The organism is Nonomuraea guangzhouensis, from assembly GCF_019396345.1.
Classification (GTDB): domain Bacteria; phylum Actinomycetota; class Actinomycetes; order Streptosporangiales; family Streptosporangiaceae; genus Nonomuraea; species Nonomuraea guangzhouensis.
Map to the genome: position 1 here is coordinate 253,614 of NZ_JAHKRM010000001.1, position 16,174 is coordinate 269,787.

General features: G+C 69.1%; 13 protein-coding genes. 1 reads left to right on the forward strand and 12 read right to left on the reverse strand.

Annotated elements, in window-relative coordinates:
* Positions 1 to 45: 45 nt before the first annotated feature.
* From KME78_RS01155 to rpmE, 8 genes are all read right to left on the reverse strand, one after another.
* A complete protein-coding gene (locus KME78_RS01155; RefSeq protein ID WP_219526797.1) occupies positions 46 to 1,323 on the reverse strand; it encodes a glycosyltransferase family 4 protein in 1,278 nt (425 codons plus the stop codon).
* Positions 1,324 to 1,393: 70 nt separating this feature from the next.
* Complete coding sequence (gene glyA / locus KME78_RS01160) at positions 1,394 to 2,659, reverse strand: serine hydroxymethyltransferase (RefSeq protein ID WP_219526798.1); 1,266 nt, start codon at positions 2,657 to 2,659, stop codon at positions 1,394 to 1,396.
* 478 nt (positions 2,660 to 3,137) lie between these two features.
* Positions 3,138 to 3,515, reverse strand: coding sequence for a hypothetical protein (locus KME78_RS01165; RefSeq protein ID WP_219526799.1), 378 nt, complete (start codon positions 3,513 to 3,515; stop codon positions 3,138 to 3,140).
* Entirely contained in the window at positions 3,515 to 5,626 is a 2,112-nt protein-coding gene (locus KME78_RS01170; RefSeq protein ID WP_219526800.1) for a hypothetical protein, read from the reverse strand. Before KME78_RS01170 ends, KME78_RS01165 begins: the two co-directional genes overlap by 1 nt.
* A gap of 503 nt (positions 5,627 to 6,129) precedes the next feature.
* The gene (locus tag KME78_RS01175; RefSeq protein WP_219526801.1) at positions 6,130 to 6,777 is read right to left on the reverse strand and encodes an L-threonylcarbamoyladenylate synthase; all 648 of its coding nucleotides are present in this window, start codon (positions 6,775 to 6,777) and stop codon (positions 6,130 to 6,132) included.
* 90 nt (positions 6,778 to 6,867) lie between these two features.
* Positions 6,868 to 7,722, reverse strand: coding sequence for a peptide chain release factor N(5)-glutamine methyltransferase (prmC, locus tag KME78_RS01180; protein ID WP_219526802.1), 855 nt, complete (start codon positions 7,720 to 7,722; stop codon positions 6,868 to 6,870).
* Positions 7,719 to 8,771, reverse strand: coding sequence for a peptide chain release factor 1 (prfA, locus tag KME78_RS01185; protein ID WP_219526803.1), 1,053 nt, complete (start codon positions 8,769 to 8,771; stop codon positions 7,719 to 7,721). The genes prmC and prfA overlap by 4 nt, the downstream gene beginning before the upstream one ends.
* Before the next feature lie 89 nt (positions 8,772 to 8,860).
* The gene (rpmE, locus tag KME78_RS01190; protein ID WP_219526804.1) at positions 8,861 to 9,082 is read right to left on the reverse strand and encodes a 50S ribosomal protein L31; all 222 of its coding nucleotides are present in this window, start codon (positions 9,080 to 9,082) and stop codon (positions 8,861 to 8,863) included.
* Positions 9,083 to 9,297: 215 nt separating this feature from the next.
* Between rpmE and KME78_RS01195 the strand changes: the two genes are divergently transcribed.
* Positions 9,298 to 10,335 (forward strand): hypothetical protein, encoded by a 1,038-nt coding sequence (locus KME78_RS01195; RefSeq protein WP_219526805.1) that lies wholly within the window; start codon positions 9,298 to 9,300, stop codon positions 10,333 to 10,335.
* Here the strand turns inward: KME78_RS01195 and KME78_RS01200 are convergent, their stop codons facing one another.
* The 4 genes from KME78_RS01200 to KME78_RS01215 all read right to left on the reverse strand — a co-directional run bounded on the left by KME78_RS01200 (position 10,336) and on the right by KME78_RS01215 (position 16,162).
* Positions 10,336 to 10,971, reverse strand: coding sequence for a response regulator transcription factor (locus KME78_RS01200; protein ID WP_219526806.1), 636 nt, complete (start codon positions 10,969 to 10,971; stop codon positions 10,336 to 10,338).
* A gap of 9 nt (positions 10,972 to 10,980) precedes the next feature.
* The gene (locus KME78_RS01205) at positions 10,981 to 12,153 is read right to left on the reverse strand and encodes a sensor histidine kinase (RefSeq protein WP_246650114.1); all 1,173 of its coding nucleotides are present in this window, start codon (positions 12,151 to 12,153) and stop codon (positions 10,981 to 10,983) included.
* 409 nt (positions 12,154 to 12,562) lie between these two features.
* Positions 12,563 to 14,659, reverse strand: a complete 2,097-nt coding sequence (rho, locus tag KME78_RS01210; protein WP_219526808.1) for a transcription termination factor Rho — start codon at positions 14,657 to 14,659, stop codon at positions 12,563 to 12,565.
* 456 nt (positions 14,660 to 15,115) lie between these two features.
* Complete coding sequence (locus KME78_RS01215) at positions 15,116 to 16,162, reverse strand: homoserine kinase (RefSeq protein WP_219526809.1); 1,047 nt, start codon at positions 16,160 to 16,162, stop codon at positions 15,116 to 15,118.
* Between the last annotated feature and the right edge of the window lie 12 nt (positions 16,163 to 16,174).

Here is a 16,174-nt window from a genome sequence, read left to right on the forward strand (position 1 = left end):
CAAGCTCACGGAAGACCGCTTTTACCTGCCGTTTCTAGTTCGCGATCATGAACGACCCGGAACGGCAGGAATGACCGGTTTTCCTGCGGCGCTAGCGCGTTCCTGCGACCCGTCGGCGGGCGGCGGAACCTGCCGGCCGATCTCGGTCTGCGGCAGGATCGGCGGCATGGGCCCGGTGGGCGGGCCGTCATCGTCGGACTTGCCGCGGGAGTGGAGGCCGCCCCTGCCCCGCCACCGCGGCGCGGCCATCAGCACCAGCACGCCCAGCGCGAGCAGGATGACCACCGGGAACAGCAGGATGGGCACGCCGATGGTGGACAGCGCGACGATGCCGAACGCGAACAGGAACGTCCACGCGTACATGATCAGCACGGTGCGGCGGTGGGAGTGGCCGATGTCGAGCAGGCGGTGGTGCAGGTGGCCGCGGTCGGGCGCGAACGGCGACATGCCGTGCGAGGTGCGCCGCACGACGGCGGTGATCAGGTCGATGAGCGGGAGCACCAGCACCGCGGCGGGCACGAGCAGCGGCAGCAACACCGGCACCCGGTTCATGCCCTCGATGACCGAAGGGTCGACCGGCGTCACGGTGATGATCGAGGAGGCGAGCACGAGCCCGATGAGCATCGCCCCTGTGTCGCCCATGAAGATCTTCGCGGGGTGGAAGTTGTGCGGCAGGAAGCCCAGGCAGCAGCCGATGAGGATGGCGGCGATGGCCGCCGTGGTCGCGATGCGGTCGCCGCTGATGCTCTGTTTGAGGAAGATCGAGTAGGCCCACGTGGCCATGGCCGCGATGCAGACGATGCCCGCCGCCAGGCCGTCGAGGCCGTCGACGAAGTTGACCGCGTTGATCGCCACCACCACGACCATGATCGTGATGGTCGTGCTCAGCGTGGAATCGAGGCTGGTGGAGCCGCCCCAGTCCTTCGGCAGCGGGATGTAGGTGAGCCGGAGGCCGAAGGAGACGAGCACGCCGGCGGCCGCGATCTGACCGGCCAGCTTGATGAAGGCGTCCATGCCCCACCAGTCGTCGAGGAATCCCGTCACCGTGATGAGGCCGCCCGCGATGATCAACGCCATCACCGGACTGCCTTCGGCGTCGTGCAGCACCTTGCCGGTGTTGGTCAGCTCGCCGGCCACCAGCAGCCCGACGACCAGCCCGCCGTACATGGCCAGACCGCCCAGTCTCGGCGTCGGCGTGGTGTGCACGTCGCGGTCGCGGACCTCGGGCACGGCGCCGATGCGGATGGCGAAGCGGCGCACCAGCGGGACGAGCAGATACGTCACCGCTGCCGCAATGAGCGCCATGAACAGGTATTCGCGCACGGACCTAGTTTCCTGGATGCTCCGACCGGCTGTGACCGGAAATCGACACACACCAGCTTAATATTCGCTCTTAATATTCGCTGTCATACGGTTGGAAGGCGGCCAACAGGGCCGACACCCGCTCCTTGACCTCGGCCGCGGCACCCGGATGGCGCACGGCCCGCACGACCAGGGTCCCCACTTCTTTCAATTCCTGGGGCCCCATGCCCTGTGTGGTGAGGCACGGGGTGCCGACGCGCATCCCCGACGTCACGGCCGGAGGCTCCGGATCATACGGGATGACGTTGCGGTTCAGCGTGATCCCGGCCGCGGCGCACCGTCGCTCCGCCTCGGCGCCCGATACGCCCAGGTCGCGCAGGTCGATGAGCATCAGATGCGTGTCCGTACCGCCCGACACCGGCCGCATCCCCTCGGCCCCCAGCGAGTCGCACAGGGCTTGCGCGTTGGCGACCACCTGCTTGGCGTACTCGCCGAACTCGGGCCGCAGCGCCTCGCCGAACGCCACCGCCTTGGCCGCCACGGCGTGCATGAGCGGACCGCTCTGGATGAACGGATACACCGCCCGGTCGATCCGCCCGGCGAGCTCCGCCGTACACAGGATCCCGCCCCCGCGAGGTCCGCGCAGCGCCTTGTGCGTCGTGTACGTGACCACGTCCGCGTACGGCACGGCGGACGGGATGGCGCCCCCCGCCATCAGCCCGATCGGGTGCGCCACGTCGGCGAGCAGCCAGGCGCCCACCTCGTCCGAGATGCCGCGGAAGACGGCGAAGTCGATCAGCCGGGCATAGGAGGTGGCGCCGCAGACGATCACCTTCGGCCGGTGCCGCACCGCCAGGTCCCGGACCTCGTCGTAGTCGATGAGTTCGGTGTCACGCCGCACGCCGTACGACACGACGTCGAACCATCTTCCGGAGAAGTTCATCTTCGAGCCGTGAGTGAGGTGCCCGCCGTGCAGGAGGTCCATGGCCAGCATGGTGTCGCCGGGCTGCAGCAGCGCCGCGTACGCCGCCAGGTTCGCGGAGGCTCCCGAGTGGGGCTGCACGTTGGCGTGCTCGGCACCGAACAGCTGGCACGCCCGCTCGATCGCCAGCCGCTCCGCCCGGTCGACGACCTCGCAGCCGCCGTAGTAGCGATTGCCCGGGTAGCCTTCGGCGTACTTGTTGTTGAGGGTGGAGCCCAGGGCGGCCAGAACGGCTGGGGAGGTGAGGTTCTCGCTCGCGATCAACTGGAGACCGCCGCGGACCCGGTCCAGCTCGTCGAGCAGCACTTGAGCCAGCTCGGGGTCTTGCCGCTGGAGTCGGCCGAAGTCGGGGCCATAGTAGGGCGGTACACCCATTGCTCCACTGTACGGCTATTTGTCCGGTTTTCCCATCTTCCTTGGGTTTGTGGAGCTTTCAGGCACCCGTCCGTGAGGCGGCAGACCTGCACGTCTTGCCCGCTCTGCCATCCTTCGCCAGCGTCCGTTCGCTGGCGTCCGTTCGCGAGTGCCCCTCGCTGGCGCCCCTTGCTGGCCTCCGTTCCTGGCGGCCCTCTCTGGCGGCCTTCGCTGGCGTGCCGCGCTGGAGGCTTCACTGGGTCCTTCGCGAGTGCCCCTTGCTGGCGCCCCTTGCTGGCCTCCGCTCCTAGCGCCCGTCGCTGGCGGCCCACTCTGGCGGCCCACTCTGGCGGCCCTCGCCGGCGTGCCGCGCTGGAGGCTTCATTGGCGTCCTTCGCGAGCGCCCCTCTCTAACGCCCCTTGCTGGCCTCCGCTCCTAGCGCCCGTCCCTGGCGTCCGTCCCTGGCGGCCCCGCACTGACGGCCCTCGCTGGTGCCCGTCAGGAGAACGCGTGGGGGGCGCCGATCGCGCTGGGCACCCAGCGCGGCGTGTCGGCGGCCTCCTCGCTGATCGACGTCAGCACGGCCTGGCGGTACAGGGCGAGCCTGGACCGCCACGCCCCGATGTCCTCGACATAGCGCGTCCCCACGGGCGCATCCCACGTCTGAGGGCTCCTGGCCAGCTGGTACGCCTTGTCAAGGGCCGTTGTGAGGCCCTCCAGCAGGGGTAGGACGGTCTGCCAGGCGGTGACCAGTCGCTGGTACTCGGGGTTGAACTCCCAGGCCCGTGGAAGGGCTTCCAGGGGGTTGCCGTTGCCGTTGAGTGGCGGGTTCTCGCCCGGCTGGCGGGGTTGAGGGGCGGGCGGGTCCACGTACATCACACGCTCCTCTCGCGGGTCCCCGGCTCGATCGTGCCGGGTGGCCCATCAGGCTGGATGTCTCTGAGCGCCCACTGGCCCTCGCCGTACTCACCTGGCGGCACCTCCACACTCGGCATGCCGAGCGGCTGAACGTCACGGTGGTGTTGGACAAGGGCCCTGAGCGCGTCGGAGCCCAAAGACTTGGCCTCAACGGAGTCGACGTCATGAACGGCACCGCCCCACGCAGCTGCATCGCCCCCGGCCGCCGCGTAGACGGTCGTAGCGTGCGTCGGACGGTTGGGGGTGTCAGTAACCGGGGGCGTCGTGGCATCGGCAGCAGGCGGCGTGGCTGCCCCACCCTGATCCACCGACGGCTCAGTAGGCCCCACCATCACCGGCTCACCCACGGTGGGCGTCGAGTCGTCCGCAGCCCGCTGCCCAGATGGCTCGCTCGGGGCGGCGTGGCCCGTCCCATTATCCGGAACCTGCTGCCCCGGCGGATCCGTCGGCGCCACACGCCCCGTGCCGTTATCCGGGACCTGCTGACCTGGCGGATCCGTCGGCGCCACACGCCCCGTACCGTCATCCGGGACCTGCTGTATCGGCGGGTCCGTCGGTGTCACACGCCCCGTCCCATTGTCCGGGACCTGCTGACCTGGCGGATCCGTCGGCGCCACACGACCCATGCCGTCATCCGGAACCTGCTGCCCCGGCGGATCGGTGGGCTTGACCACCGCCGCGTCGCCGGTTGAGCGCGTCCCCGTGTCCGTCGCCTGGCAATCGCCGGTATCGGTTGTGCCCGACGGTGTGTCGGTCACGGTCGACGGCGTGTCCGCCGTCGCGGCTCTGTCGGCTGTCGAGCCTGAGACGTCATGGACGGACGGGATCCCGGTCATGGAGTCCCCTGTGGATGGGGTGTGGGCAGAGGAGACGCTGCCAGGGTCGATCGTTCCCGGCTGGCCATCGGGACCGACGTGCATGCCGGCCCACTCGCCTGTGCCGTACTCCCCCGCCGGGACCTTCACCGTCGGCATGTCGATCGGCTGAATGTCGCGCGCGTGGTCCACCACCGTCGCCAGTTCGTCCGGGTTCATCGGCTTGGCATCGACGGACACCACATCGCCGCCATCGTTGGCCCCGACGTTGACGTCCGTGCCGTTCGTGGACGGGACATCCGTGCCGTTCGTGGACGGGACATCCGTGCCGTTCGTGGACCCGGCGTCGGTCGGCGAGGGCATGTCGGCGGGCTGGACCTTGTCGAGGTTGTCGAGCAGGTCCCGCAACGCCTCGGCCGTGGGCGGATCGATGGGCACCTGGAGCACCTTGACGCCATCAACCACGATGACCTGCGGTTTGTGCGGGTCGGAGTCGTCGGGGTGGTCCTTGGCCGGAGTGTCGATGATCCCACTGTCGGAGTCGGCCCCGCGATCGCGCCTGCTGGCGATGTCGTCGTCCTTGGGCTCGTCGCCGCTGTCGGTGCCAGGCGTGATGTTCTCGACGTCCGGCTTGTCATCACCCGTCTTCGCATCGGGTTTGTCGTCCCCGGTCTTCGCGTCCGGTTTGTCGTCGTCGCAGTTCTTGGCGTCGGGCTTGTCCTCACCGGTCTTGGCGTCCGGCTTGTCGTCGCCCGTCTTGGCGTCCGGCTTGTCCTCACCGGTCTTCGCGTCCGGCTTGTCATCAGTCTTCGCGTCGGGCTTGTCCTCGCCCGTCTTCACATCGGGCTTGTCCTCACCCGCCTTGGCGTCCGGCTTGGAGTCGTCGGAAGGGGTGCCGTCGTCGGCCCGTGGGTTCTTGTACTTGGACCGCTCGTCCCCGCGGTCCTCCTTGGGCTGGTCGTCGTCCTTCGCGTCACCGCCCACCGTCGGTGCGGCGTCCTTGCTCTGATCCCCTACCCGCGGATGGTCGGCCTTCTTCTCCAGAAGTCCGAGCCGGGCCGTCACGTCGCGGACCATGACCTCAGCGGCATCGGCCACCTGAACCGGCCGGTGAGTGGTCTGGGTCGCCAGACCGGCCGCGCTCATGACCTGCCCGACACGCCCCTCAACCGACCGCATCTGCGTGACCGCGTGCTTCACCTCGGCCAGCAGATCACGGACCAGCTTGGGATCCATCCCGTCGAACTTGCCCATGGGTCACTCCCGGACGTCGCGCCGCTCCGGATTTCACCGTAAGGGCCTGTCAGCGTCGCCGCAGCCGGGATAAGCAGACGGTATACGTCATCCGTCCACCCAGGCCGAACACGCCGGACGGACGAACGGACGCACGGACCGTACGGGCGGACCGGGCAGAGGGCAGTTAACAGACCAGCCGAGCTGACCGAGCAGGCCGGACAGACAAAGCGAACCGGGCAGGCGGGAAGGGCCGACCGGACGAACCCGGCGGATGGACGGCGCGAGGCAGACGAGTCACGCGAGCCAGGCAGCAGACTGACCAGACAAACGAGCCCAGGTGGACGAACAGGCCGGGCGCGCAGAAAGGGCCGACCAGACGAACCGGCCGGACAGGCCGCCCGGGCGGACAAAGCCAGTCGACAAAGCCAGTCGGATCGGGCGGTCGGACCAAGGTGGGCCACGTGGGCAGACACGCCAGCCGGACCAAGCGGCCAGGCAGGGCGAGCAGACAGGCCAGGTGGTCAGTCGTCCGTGGCGACGTAGCCGATGATCCCGCGTAGTTTCTCCACCGGGATCGCCCCCCGCCTCAGCATTCGCGGCACCGCCGTGGTCAGGTCGAGGATCGTCGAGGGGGTGTTGTCGGTGGTCTTGCCGCCGTCGAGGTAGACCGCGACCGAGTCGCCGAGCTGCTCCTCCGCCTCCGCCGCCGTCACGGCGGCCGGCGCGCCCGAGCGGTTGGCGCTCGAGACGGCCATCGGCCCCGTCTCCTTCAGCAGGTCGAGCGCGACCGGGTGGAGCGGCATGCGGAGCGCGACCGTGCCCTTGGTGTCGCCCAGGTCCCAGGACAGCGCCCGGTTGGCCTTGCAGACCAGCGTGAGCGGCCCGGGCCAGAACGCGTCGATGAGGTCCTGACCGTACGGGCCCAGATCGTCGACCAGGGCGTTGGCCGCCCGGACGGTGCCGACGAGGACCGGCGGCGGCATGTCGCGGCCGCGACCCTTGGCCTCGAGCAGGGCGGTGATCGCCGCGGGTGTGAAGGCATCGGCGCCAATCCCGTACACCGTGTCGGTCGGCAGCACCACCAGCTCGCCGCGGCGTACGGCGGAGGCGGCCTCCGTCAGGCCCTCGGCCCGCTGCTCCAGGTCCGCGCAGTCAAAGCGTCGTCCCACGGTCTTATCGCCTCACTCCACTCGGTGGCGAGCGGCGCTCTCGAGGCCTCCCCCATGCTCCCCAAGAAGGCCGCGCCGCTCGCGTGCATCCTAGTCCTGGCCGAGTCTGGCCGTGACAAAGCGGTCCCTGCGCGTCAGATCCTGCCGCAGGCGTACGTCGCGCCAGCCGTTGTCTTCGGGGAACGTCAGGTAGACGGCCCTGCCCTGCTCGTCGGCGTGTTCGACGGACACCCAGCCGCCGGGGCGCAGCAGGCGGCGCGCCGTGCGTTCGACCGCGCGCACCTCGCCGAGCCCGTCGTCCCCGGTGCCGTAGAGGGCCCGCGTGGGGTCGTAGTCGCGCACCTCGGGGTCACGCGGGATCGCGCCGGGAGGGATGTAGGGCGGGTTGGAGATGACCAGGTCGACCTTGCCGTTGAGCTCGGGCAGGGCTTCGGCCAGGTCGTCCGGGTGCAGGTGGGTGCGGCCCTGACCGTGTTCGGAGATGTTGCGCTTCGCCCAGGCGTACGCGTCGGGGTCGACCTCGACCGCGTGCACCTCGGAGAGCGCGACCTCCTGGGCGATCGACAGCGCGATCGCGCCGGAACCGGTGCCGAGATCGACGACCAGGGGCGCGGCGACGTCCATCGCGCGCAGCGTCTCGATGGCCCAGCCCGCCATGACCTCGGTCTCGGGGCGCGGCACGAACACGCCGGGCCCGACCGCGAGCTCCAGGTAGCGGAAGTAGGCGTGGCCGGTGATGTGCTGCAGCGGCTCGCGGGCCTCGCGCCTGGCGACGCCCTCCCAGAAGAGGGCGTCGAAGTCGGCGTCCTTGACCGTGTGCAGCTCGCTCCTGCGCACGGCGTGGACGAATGCCGCGATCTCCTCCGCGTCCGTACGAGGTGAGGGCACACCTGCCTCGGCCAGCCGTGCGGTGGCGAGGGCGATTTCGTCCAGCAGAAATGTCATGAGTGTTGTGCGAGCTTCTCCGCCATCTCGGCGTCGATGAGGGCCTGGGTGACGGCGGTGAGCTCGCCGTCGAGAACTTGGTCGAGGTTATACGCCTTGAAGCCTACGCGGTGATCCGAGATGCGGTTTTCCGGGAAGTTGTAGGTGCGGATCCGCTCGGAACGGTCGACGGTCCGGACCTGCGACTTGCGTTCGGCCTGCGCGGCGGCCTCAGCCTGCTCCTGGGCGATGGCCAGCAGCCGGGCGCGCAGGATGCGCAGCGCCGACTCCTTGTTCTGGAGCTGGCTCTTCTCGTTCTGGCAGGAGACCACGGTGCCCGTGGGCAGGTGGGTGATGCGGACCGCGGAGTCGGTGGTGTTGACGCTCTGGCCACCGGGACCGCTGGAGCGGTAGACGTCGATGCGCAGGTCGTTGGGGTCGATCTGGATCTCGACGTCCTCCGCCTCGGGGTAGATGAGCACGCCCGCGGCGCTGGTGTGGATGCGGCCCTGCGACTCGGTGACGGGCACCCGTTGCACACGGTGTACGCCGCCCTCGAACTTGAGCCTGGACCACACGCCCTCGTCGCCCTTGGCCTTGATCGCGACCGTGACGTCCTTGTAGCCGCCCAGGTCGGAGTGCTGGGTGTCGATGATCTCGGTCTTCCAGCCGAGCCGCTCGGCGTACCGCAGGTACATGCGGAGCAGGTCGCCGGCGAACAGCGCGGACTCCTCGCCGCCCTCGCCCGCCTTGATCTCCATGATGATGTCTTTGTCATCGTTGGGATCACGCGGGATCAGCAGGTGCTGGAGCCGCTCTTCGAGGCGCGGGATGCGCTCCTCGATCTCGGCCGCCTCCGCGGCGAACGCCTCGTCCTCGCTCGCCAGCTCCTTGGCGGCGGACAGGTCGTCGCGGGCCGACATCAGCTCCCGGTAGGTGCCCACGATCGGGGTCAGCTGCCGGTAGCGCCTGCCGAGGGTGCGGGCCTTGTTCTGGTCTGCGTGCACGGCGGGGTCGGCGAGCTGCAGCTCCAGCTCGGAATACTCCTTGAGCAACTCGTCGAGGTTCACCGTGCGTCCTTCTTCTGGGGTGTAACGGTCTGTTCACCAAGAACGCCGACCCGGCGCACGTGCGTGCGACCGAGTCGGCGTCGGTGAAGCTAGTTGTTGCCCGAGGACTTCTTGCCGAAGCGCTTCTCGAAGCGCGCGACCCGGCCGCCGGTGTCGAGGATCTTCTGCTTGCCCGTGTAGAACGGGTGGCAGGCCGAGCACACATCAGCGTGGATGGTGCCGTTCTTGGCGGTGCTACGGGTGGTGAACGTGTTGCCGCAGGTGCAGGTCACCTGGGTCACGTTGTACGCGGGGTGGATGTCGGGCTTCATTGCTGTCCTTTCGAGGTGCGGTCGCCGGGTCGCCAGAAGTCGCGATCGAACGCGGGCGGGAGCCGGAACCGCTGCGGGTCAGCTACCAGTGTGCCAGATGCTGTAACCCGCCCAGGCCACCAGGCATTCCCGGATCCTTATGGCGCCGTCACTCAGGTCACATTAGGCTCCGGCGCACAAACCATTACTTTCATCACCATAAGGACTGCTATCAGATGAAGAAGAGGCTGCGGTCGCTACTCGCGACCGCCACGGGGGCCGCGCTTCTCCTCGGATGCGTGAACCTCTCGGCCGCGCAGGCGGCCAGCGCCGGAGGCGATTTCAACGGGGCTGCCACGTCGGACGCGTTCATCCCGGTCGACAGGGACATCGACGTCAGCGTCACCCTCAGGCTGAAGGACCCGGCGACCGTCACGGCGGCCGTCACCGGCAGCATCACACCGCCCGGCAAGGGAGGACGTGACGTGTCCTTCGACTTCAGGCCGAATTCGGCGGACAAGGTCGCGGAGACCGTGATCACCGGCAGCTTCAGCATCGGCAAGGACGACCCCGCCGGCGACTGGCGGCTGAACGTCAGGGTCCCGCGCGCCGGCGGCACCGGGAGCAACGACTTCGTGCTCCCGGTCTCCGGCAAGCAGGGCATCACCAGCGGCGGCGTCACGCCGAACCCGGTGCAACTGGTCAAGGGCAAGGACGTCAAGGTCTCGGTGAAGGCCTCGGTGACCGATGCGGACTCGGTCTCCGCCAAGCTCGTCAGCGAGGAGTCCAACGAGTCCTTCGACCTGGGCGACCTGGACCGCGGCTCCGACGACTACTACCGCGGCAGCACCTTCTTCAGCGACGACACGTCTCCGGGCGACTGGACGCTGGAGGTCTACGCCAACCGCGGCGGCCAGTCGCTCAAGGGCGTCAGCTCCTTCACGGTCGTCGCCCCGGCCGGCGGCGCCTCGAAGAAGGCCAAGGTCAGGGTCACGATCAAGGCCCCGGCCAAGGTGCGGAAGGGCGCGTCCGTCAAGGTCTCCGGCAAGGTGTACAAGGGCTCCAAGGCGTACCCGAAGAAGACGGTAGAGGTCTACTTCAAGGTCAAGGGCACCAGTACGTACAAGCTCCTGCGCTTCGCGAAGACGAACTCGACCGGCAAGTACGCCAAGTCCTTCACCATCAAGAAGGACGGCTACTTCCGCGTCAAGGCGCCCGGCACGAGCAAGACCCGCAGCGCGCTTTCGCCGCAGGAGTTCGTGGACGTCAGGTAGTCAACGTCCCAGATAGGTGAGCACGGCGAGCACCCGCCGATGGTCCTCGGGCGCAGGCCCGAGGGCCAGCTTGGCGAAGATGCCGGAGATGTGCTTCTCCACGGCCCCTTCGGTGACGACCAGCCGGGCGGCGATGGCGGTGTTGGAGCGGCCCTCGGCCATCAGCGCGAGCACCTCGCGCTCGCGACGGGAGAGCGTGTCGAGCGGCGCGCCACGCCGCTGCCTGCTGAGGAGCTGCATCACCACCTCGGGGTCGATGACCGTGCCGCCCGCCGCCACCTGCCGCACGGCCTCCAGGAAATCCGCCACGTCGGCCACCCGCTCCTTGAGCAGATAGCCGACGGCCGGGCCGATGAGCTCGCCCGCGTAGCGTTCCTCGACGTACTGCGACAGCACCAGGATCGGGAAGTCCGGCTGGGCCTTGCGGACCTTCAGCGCGGCGCGCAGGCCCTCGTCGGTGTGGCTCGGCGGCATCCGGACATCGACGATCGCCAGGTCGGGGCCGTGCTCCTTGACCGCGGCCACCAGGGAGGGCCCGTCGGAGACCGTCGCGACGGTCTCGATGCCTCCGTCGGCGAGCAGCCGGGCCAGCCCCTCGCGGAGCAGTACGGAATCCTCGGCGATGACGACACGCATGTGCAATGACTACCACTCGCAGGGCAACTCCGCGCGCACGAGCGTGGGACCGCCGACCGGGCTGTGCAGGATGAGCACGCCGTCTATCGTGGCCGCCCGGTCGGCCAGCCCTGACAGGCCGCCGCCGGCGTTGACGAGGGCGCCGCCTATGCCGTTGTCCCACACGTCGACGAGCACCCGCCGGTCCTCCCTGGCCACGCGCACCGACGCCTCGGTGGCGGCCGAGTGCTTGGCCATGTTGGCCAGGGCCTCGGCCACGATGAAGTAGGCGATGCTCTCCACCGCGGCGGGCGGCCGGCTCGCGCCGAGCTCGACCGACACGTCCACGTGCACCGGCGCCCGCGCGGCCAGCCCGGACAGCGCCGCGTCGAGCCCACGGTCGCTCAGAATGGCCGGATGGATGCCCCTGGCCAGGTCGCGCAGCTCGGCGATCGCGGCCTTCGTGCCGGAATGTGCCTGGGCGATCAGCATCCTGGCCTCTTCCGGGGCATGGTCGAGCTTGGCCTGCGCCCGCCCGAGGTCCACCGCGACGGACAGCAGCCGCTGCTGGGCGCCGTCGTGCAGGTCGCGTTCGATCCTGCGCCGCTCCGCCTCGGCCGCGTCGATGCCCCTGGCCCTGCTGGCCCGCAGCCGCTCCTCCTCGCTCCCGCTGAGCAGCACCACGGCCAGCGTCCCGTGCAGCCAGGCCATCCCGCGTACGGCGTAGGCGGTCACGGCCAGCATGCCGAAGCCGAGGATCGTGCCGAGCACGGCCCCCGGCCAGTTGTCGATGCCCAGGTCCTCGCCGAACCACAGCACCTCACCGTACGCGTACCAGAAGACCGAGGTGATCAATAGGAGGGTCGTCGCCAACGACACGACGGACACGACGAACTCCACCAGGCTCAGCGGGAACAGCAATAACAGATAGCCCAGGTCCTTCCAGGTGGCCGGATCCTTGAACAACCAGCCCATGTGGGCTGCGATGCCTCGCTCAGGCCGCTCACGGTAAGGATCGGCGATCCGCACGCCCAGCGCGGCCCGCAGCATCCGCCGCTCCAGCATCGCCGCTCCACGCCACACGACCATGGTCAGCAGCACCAGCGGGATGCCCACCCAGAAGATCACCAGCATCAGGGAGAACGGCACCGCCACGACCAGCACGACGAACCAGCCCACCCCGAAGGCCAAACTGACCAGCATGTAGGGCACGGCCCGCCAGGTGGCCGGATCCGTGACAACGCCGACAGGTCCCCGAGGTCCCAACGGCACGCGCTCTCTCAGCGGCACAGCAACCATGCCACCAGAGTGCCCTTTCCACCGGCCACGGAGAATGCGGTGGACTTCCGTCCTGGGGTGGGGTTATCCCCCGTAGCCGGTCTCACCGTCACGTCACGGCGGCCGGCCCCGTGCGGGCTCAGCGGCCGTGTCCCTGGAGGCCCTCAGCCACGGTCGGCGTCTGGCGCCGACCAGGCTGTGCCGTTCAAGAGCCCGGAAAACGTACAAGAGCCGGAAAGGAGAAGGGGCGGCAGGGAGAAACCCCCACCGCCCCTCATCAAAGGACCTGGTCGCGAACAGACCTAGTCACAAGCAGGCCTGATCGTGAACGGACCTAGTCGCGGTCGTTGCTCACTGTGGTCTTCTGGACCTGCAGGAGGAACTCGGCGTTGGACTTGGTCTCCTTCATCTTCTCCAGGAGCAGCTCGAGCGCCTGCTGCATGTCGAGCGCGTGGAGCACGCGACGCAGCTTCCAGACGATCTGGAGCTCGTCCTTGGCCATGAGGATCTCTTCCTTACGGGTGCTGGACGCGTCGACGTCCACCGCGGGGAAGATGCGCTTGTCGGCCAGGGAACGGCTGAGCTTGAGCTCCATGTTGCCGGTGCCCTTGAACTCCTCGAAGATGACCTCGTCCATCTTGGACCCGGTCTCGACCAGGGCCGTGGCGAGGATCGTCAGCGAGCCGCCGTTCTCGATGTTGCGGGCGGCGCCGAAGAAGCGCTTGGGCGGGTAGAGCGCGGTCGAGTCGACACCACCGGACAGGATGCGCCCGCTCGCGGGAGCCGCGAGGTTGTAGGCGCGGCCGAGCCGGGTGATCGAGTCGAGCAGGACGACCACGTCGTGGCCCAGCTCCACCAGACGCTTGGCCCGCTCGATGGCGAGCTCGGCGACCGTGGTGTGGTCCTCGGCGGGACGGTCGAAGGTCGAGTGGATGACCTCGCCCTTGACCGACCGCTGCATGTCGGTGACCTCTTCAGGCCGCTCGTCCACCAGCACGACCATCAGGTGGCACTCGGTGTTGTTGCGGGTGATCGCGTTGGCGATCGCCTGGAGCACCATCGTCTTACCGGCCTTGGGCGGCGAGACGATGAGGCCACGCTGGCCCTTGCCGATCGGCGAGACGAGGTCGATGATCCGCGTGGTGAGGATGTTCGGCTCGGTCTCGAGGCGCAGGCGGTCCTGCGGGTAGAGCGGCGTGAGCTTGTTGAAGTCGGGCCGGTTGCGGGCCTGCTCCGGGTCCATGCCGTTGACGGTGTCGAGGCGGACCAGGGCGTTGAACTTCTCGCGGCGCTCGCCGTCGCGCGGCTGCCGGACGGCGCCGGTGATGACGTCGCCCTTGCGCAGGCCGTTGCGGCGGATCTGGGCGAGCGAGACGTAGACGTCGTTGCTGCCCGGCAGGTAACCGCTCGTCCTGACGAACGCGTAGTTGTCGAGGATGTCGAGGATGCCGGCGATCGGGATGAGCACGTCATCGTCGCCGATCACGGGCTCGTTGCTCTCGAAGCGCTCACGGCCACGGCCGCGGTTGCGCTCGCGGAACCGGCCCCGCCTGCCACGACCGCTGCGGTCGTCGTCGTCGCTGCCGCCGCGCGGATCGTTGCGCGAGTCGCCCCGCTGATCGTTGCGGAGGTCGTTGCGCTGGTCACCGCGCTGGTCACCGCGCTGGTCGCTGCCGCCACGCGGGTCACCGCCGCGGCCGCCGTCGGCGACACGCTCACGCTGGTCGGCGCGGCCGCTGTCACGGCCGTTGTCGCGGTTGTCACGACCGCTGTCGCGGTTGTCGCGGTTGTCGCGACCGTCACGGCTGTCACGAATGTCGCGGCTGCTTTCGCCACGACCGTCACGAACGTCACGGCCACTCTCGCCGCGGTCGTTACCGGAACGGTCACTGCCGCCACGGTCACCGCGGTCGCGGCGCTCGCCCCTGGTGCGCCGCTCACGGCGGCTCTCGCCACGGTCGGCACGCGAGTCGAGCTGGCCTTCGGCGGCCTGCGCCTGCTCCACGACCGGCTCGGCCGGGGCGGCAACGGGCTCAGGGGCCGCGGCCACCGGCTCGGGGGCCTGCGCGACGGGCTCTTCAACGGTCTTGGGGCGGGAACGTTCCCGGCGCGTCCTGGTGGGCCGCTCCGCGGCGGGCGCCACCTCGGCGGCGACCGGAGCCTCGGCTACGGCAGCGGGCGCGGCTTCTCCGGTGCCGCCACCCTGCTTCTCCTGGATGGCCGCGATGAGCTGGCTCTTCCGCATGCGCCCGGTGCCGCTGATGCCCAGCTCAGCGGCCATTTTCTGCAGCTCGGGCAGCACCTTGGCGGACAGGCCGGTGCCGGAGCGACGCGCACGGGGCTTGGCCGCGGCGCGGGTGGGGGTGTCGCCGGACGCGGGCTGCGCAGGTGAGCCTGGTGCGTCGGAGAGGAGTTCGGTGGTGTCGCTCAACTAAAGGTCCTTCCCAGGGGTCGGGCGCCGGTTTTTGTTCTGCCGGGCGTCCCGGAGGTGCTTGCGATCCGGCGGGACAGACCGGGTCGGGGTGCACGTTGCGATCTTCGGCCGCCGCTGGGGACGACCGCCACTCTTGGGAGAGGCGCGTCCAAGCGACCACAGGACAGTGACGCGTGGATGACACCCCTCAGATTGCTGTCGCCAGCCAGATGTCGAGGTGATTCGAACGCGCAGACCCCCGTCGTCGCCGCCTCACGTTGGGCCAACCGGGTGTGGGCCAACCGGAGGCAACGGATTCCGGGGAGACAGCCGCGCTGCACACGCCTCGCGACGTGCAGCATTATGCAGCGATGTGTGGCTGACAAGCACGCACCCACCAAGGGGGCATCTGGTGCGGCTATCAGCCTAACATCACCAGCGCACACGGCTATTCCCTGAAGGTCTAAAGAGGCATCAGCGTGTCTCGGGGAACTGAACGTTCGCACCAACTGGGTCGACGTCCATAAGCTGGATGTGCCAGTCATTACCCACTTCTGGCGCGATCAAATCCTGCGAATCCGGTGTAGAAAACGCAAGAACTGTGGGACCCGCTCCCGAAACGACCGCGGGCACGCCCACTGCACGGAGACGTTCTACCAGATCCGCACTGGCCCGCATCGCAGGCGCACGGTAATCCTGGTGAAGTCGGTCTTCGGTGGCGGCGAACAGCAACCCGCGCTCCGGCCGCTGGGTCAGCGCCGCGATCAGCAACGCAGCCCTGCCGGCGTTGAAAGAGGCGTCCTTGTGGGGCACGTCTTTCGGCAGCAACCCCCGTGCGGTCTCCGTGGCCAACCGCGTCGCCGGAACGAACACGACAGGCCGGATGCGCACATCCGGGAGCAGTTTCACCATACGCGGTGATCCGGAGTGGTCAGTCCAGGCAATCGTCAGCCCGCCGGCCAGGCACGGCGCCACGTTGTCCGGATGCCCCTCCATCTCGGTGGCCAGCGCGAACACCTCGTCGTCCGAAAGGCCTACGCCCTCGGCGAATCCGCCCGCCCGCGGCCCGCCGTCGCTCACTTCCGCGCGTGGCGGGGAGGTCCGTGACGCGGATTCAGGACGCGGGTCAGTTTTCGTTCGCGATTCGGTATGTGTTTCGGTACCTGACCCGGCACCCGCCAGGGCGCGGGCGGCGAGGATGCCCGCGCAGACGGCCGCCGAGGACGAGCCCAGGCCGCGGGCGTGCGGGATGCGGTTGCGGCAGTGCAGCCTGATGCCCTCGGGCTGGGGGACCCCCATGCGGTCGAACGTCCTGCGCATGGCCTTGATGATCAGGTGCCCTTCGCCGAGATCGAGCTCGCCCTGGCCCGCGCCCTCTCCTTCGACGGTGACGTGGACGCCCCGCTCGCCGGTCAGCGTGGCCCGGACCTCGTCGTACAGGTCCAGCGCCAGGCCCAGGGAGTCGAAGCCGGGGCCAAGGTTCGCCGAGGTGGCCGGCACGCGGATGTCAACGGTGCTCATTCGCCTGTCTCT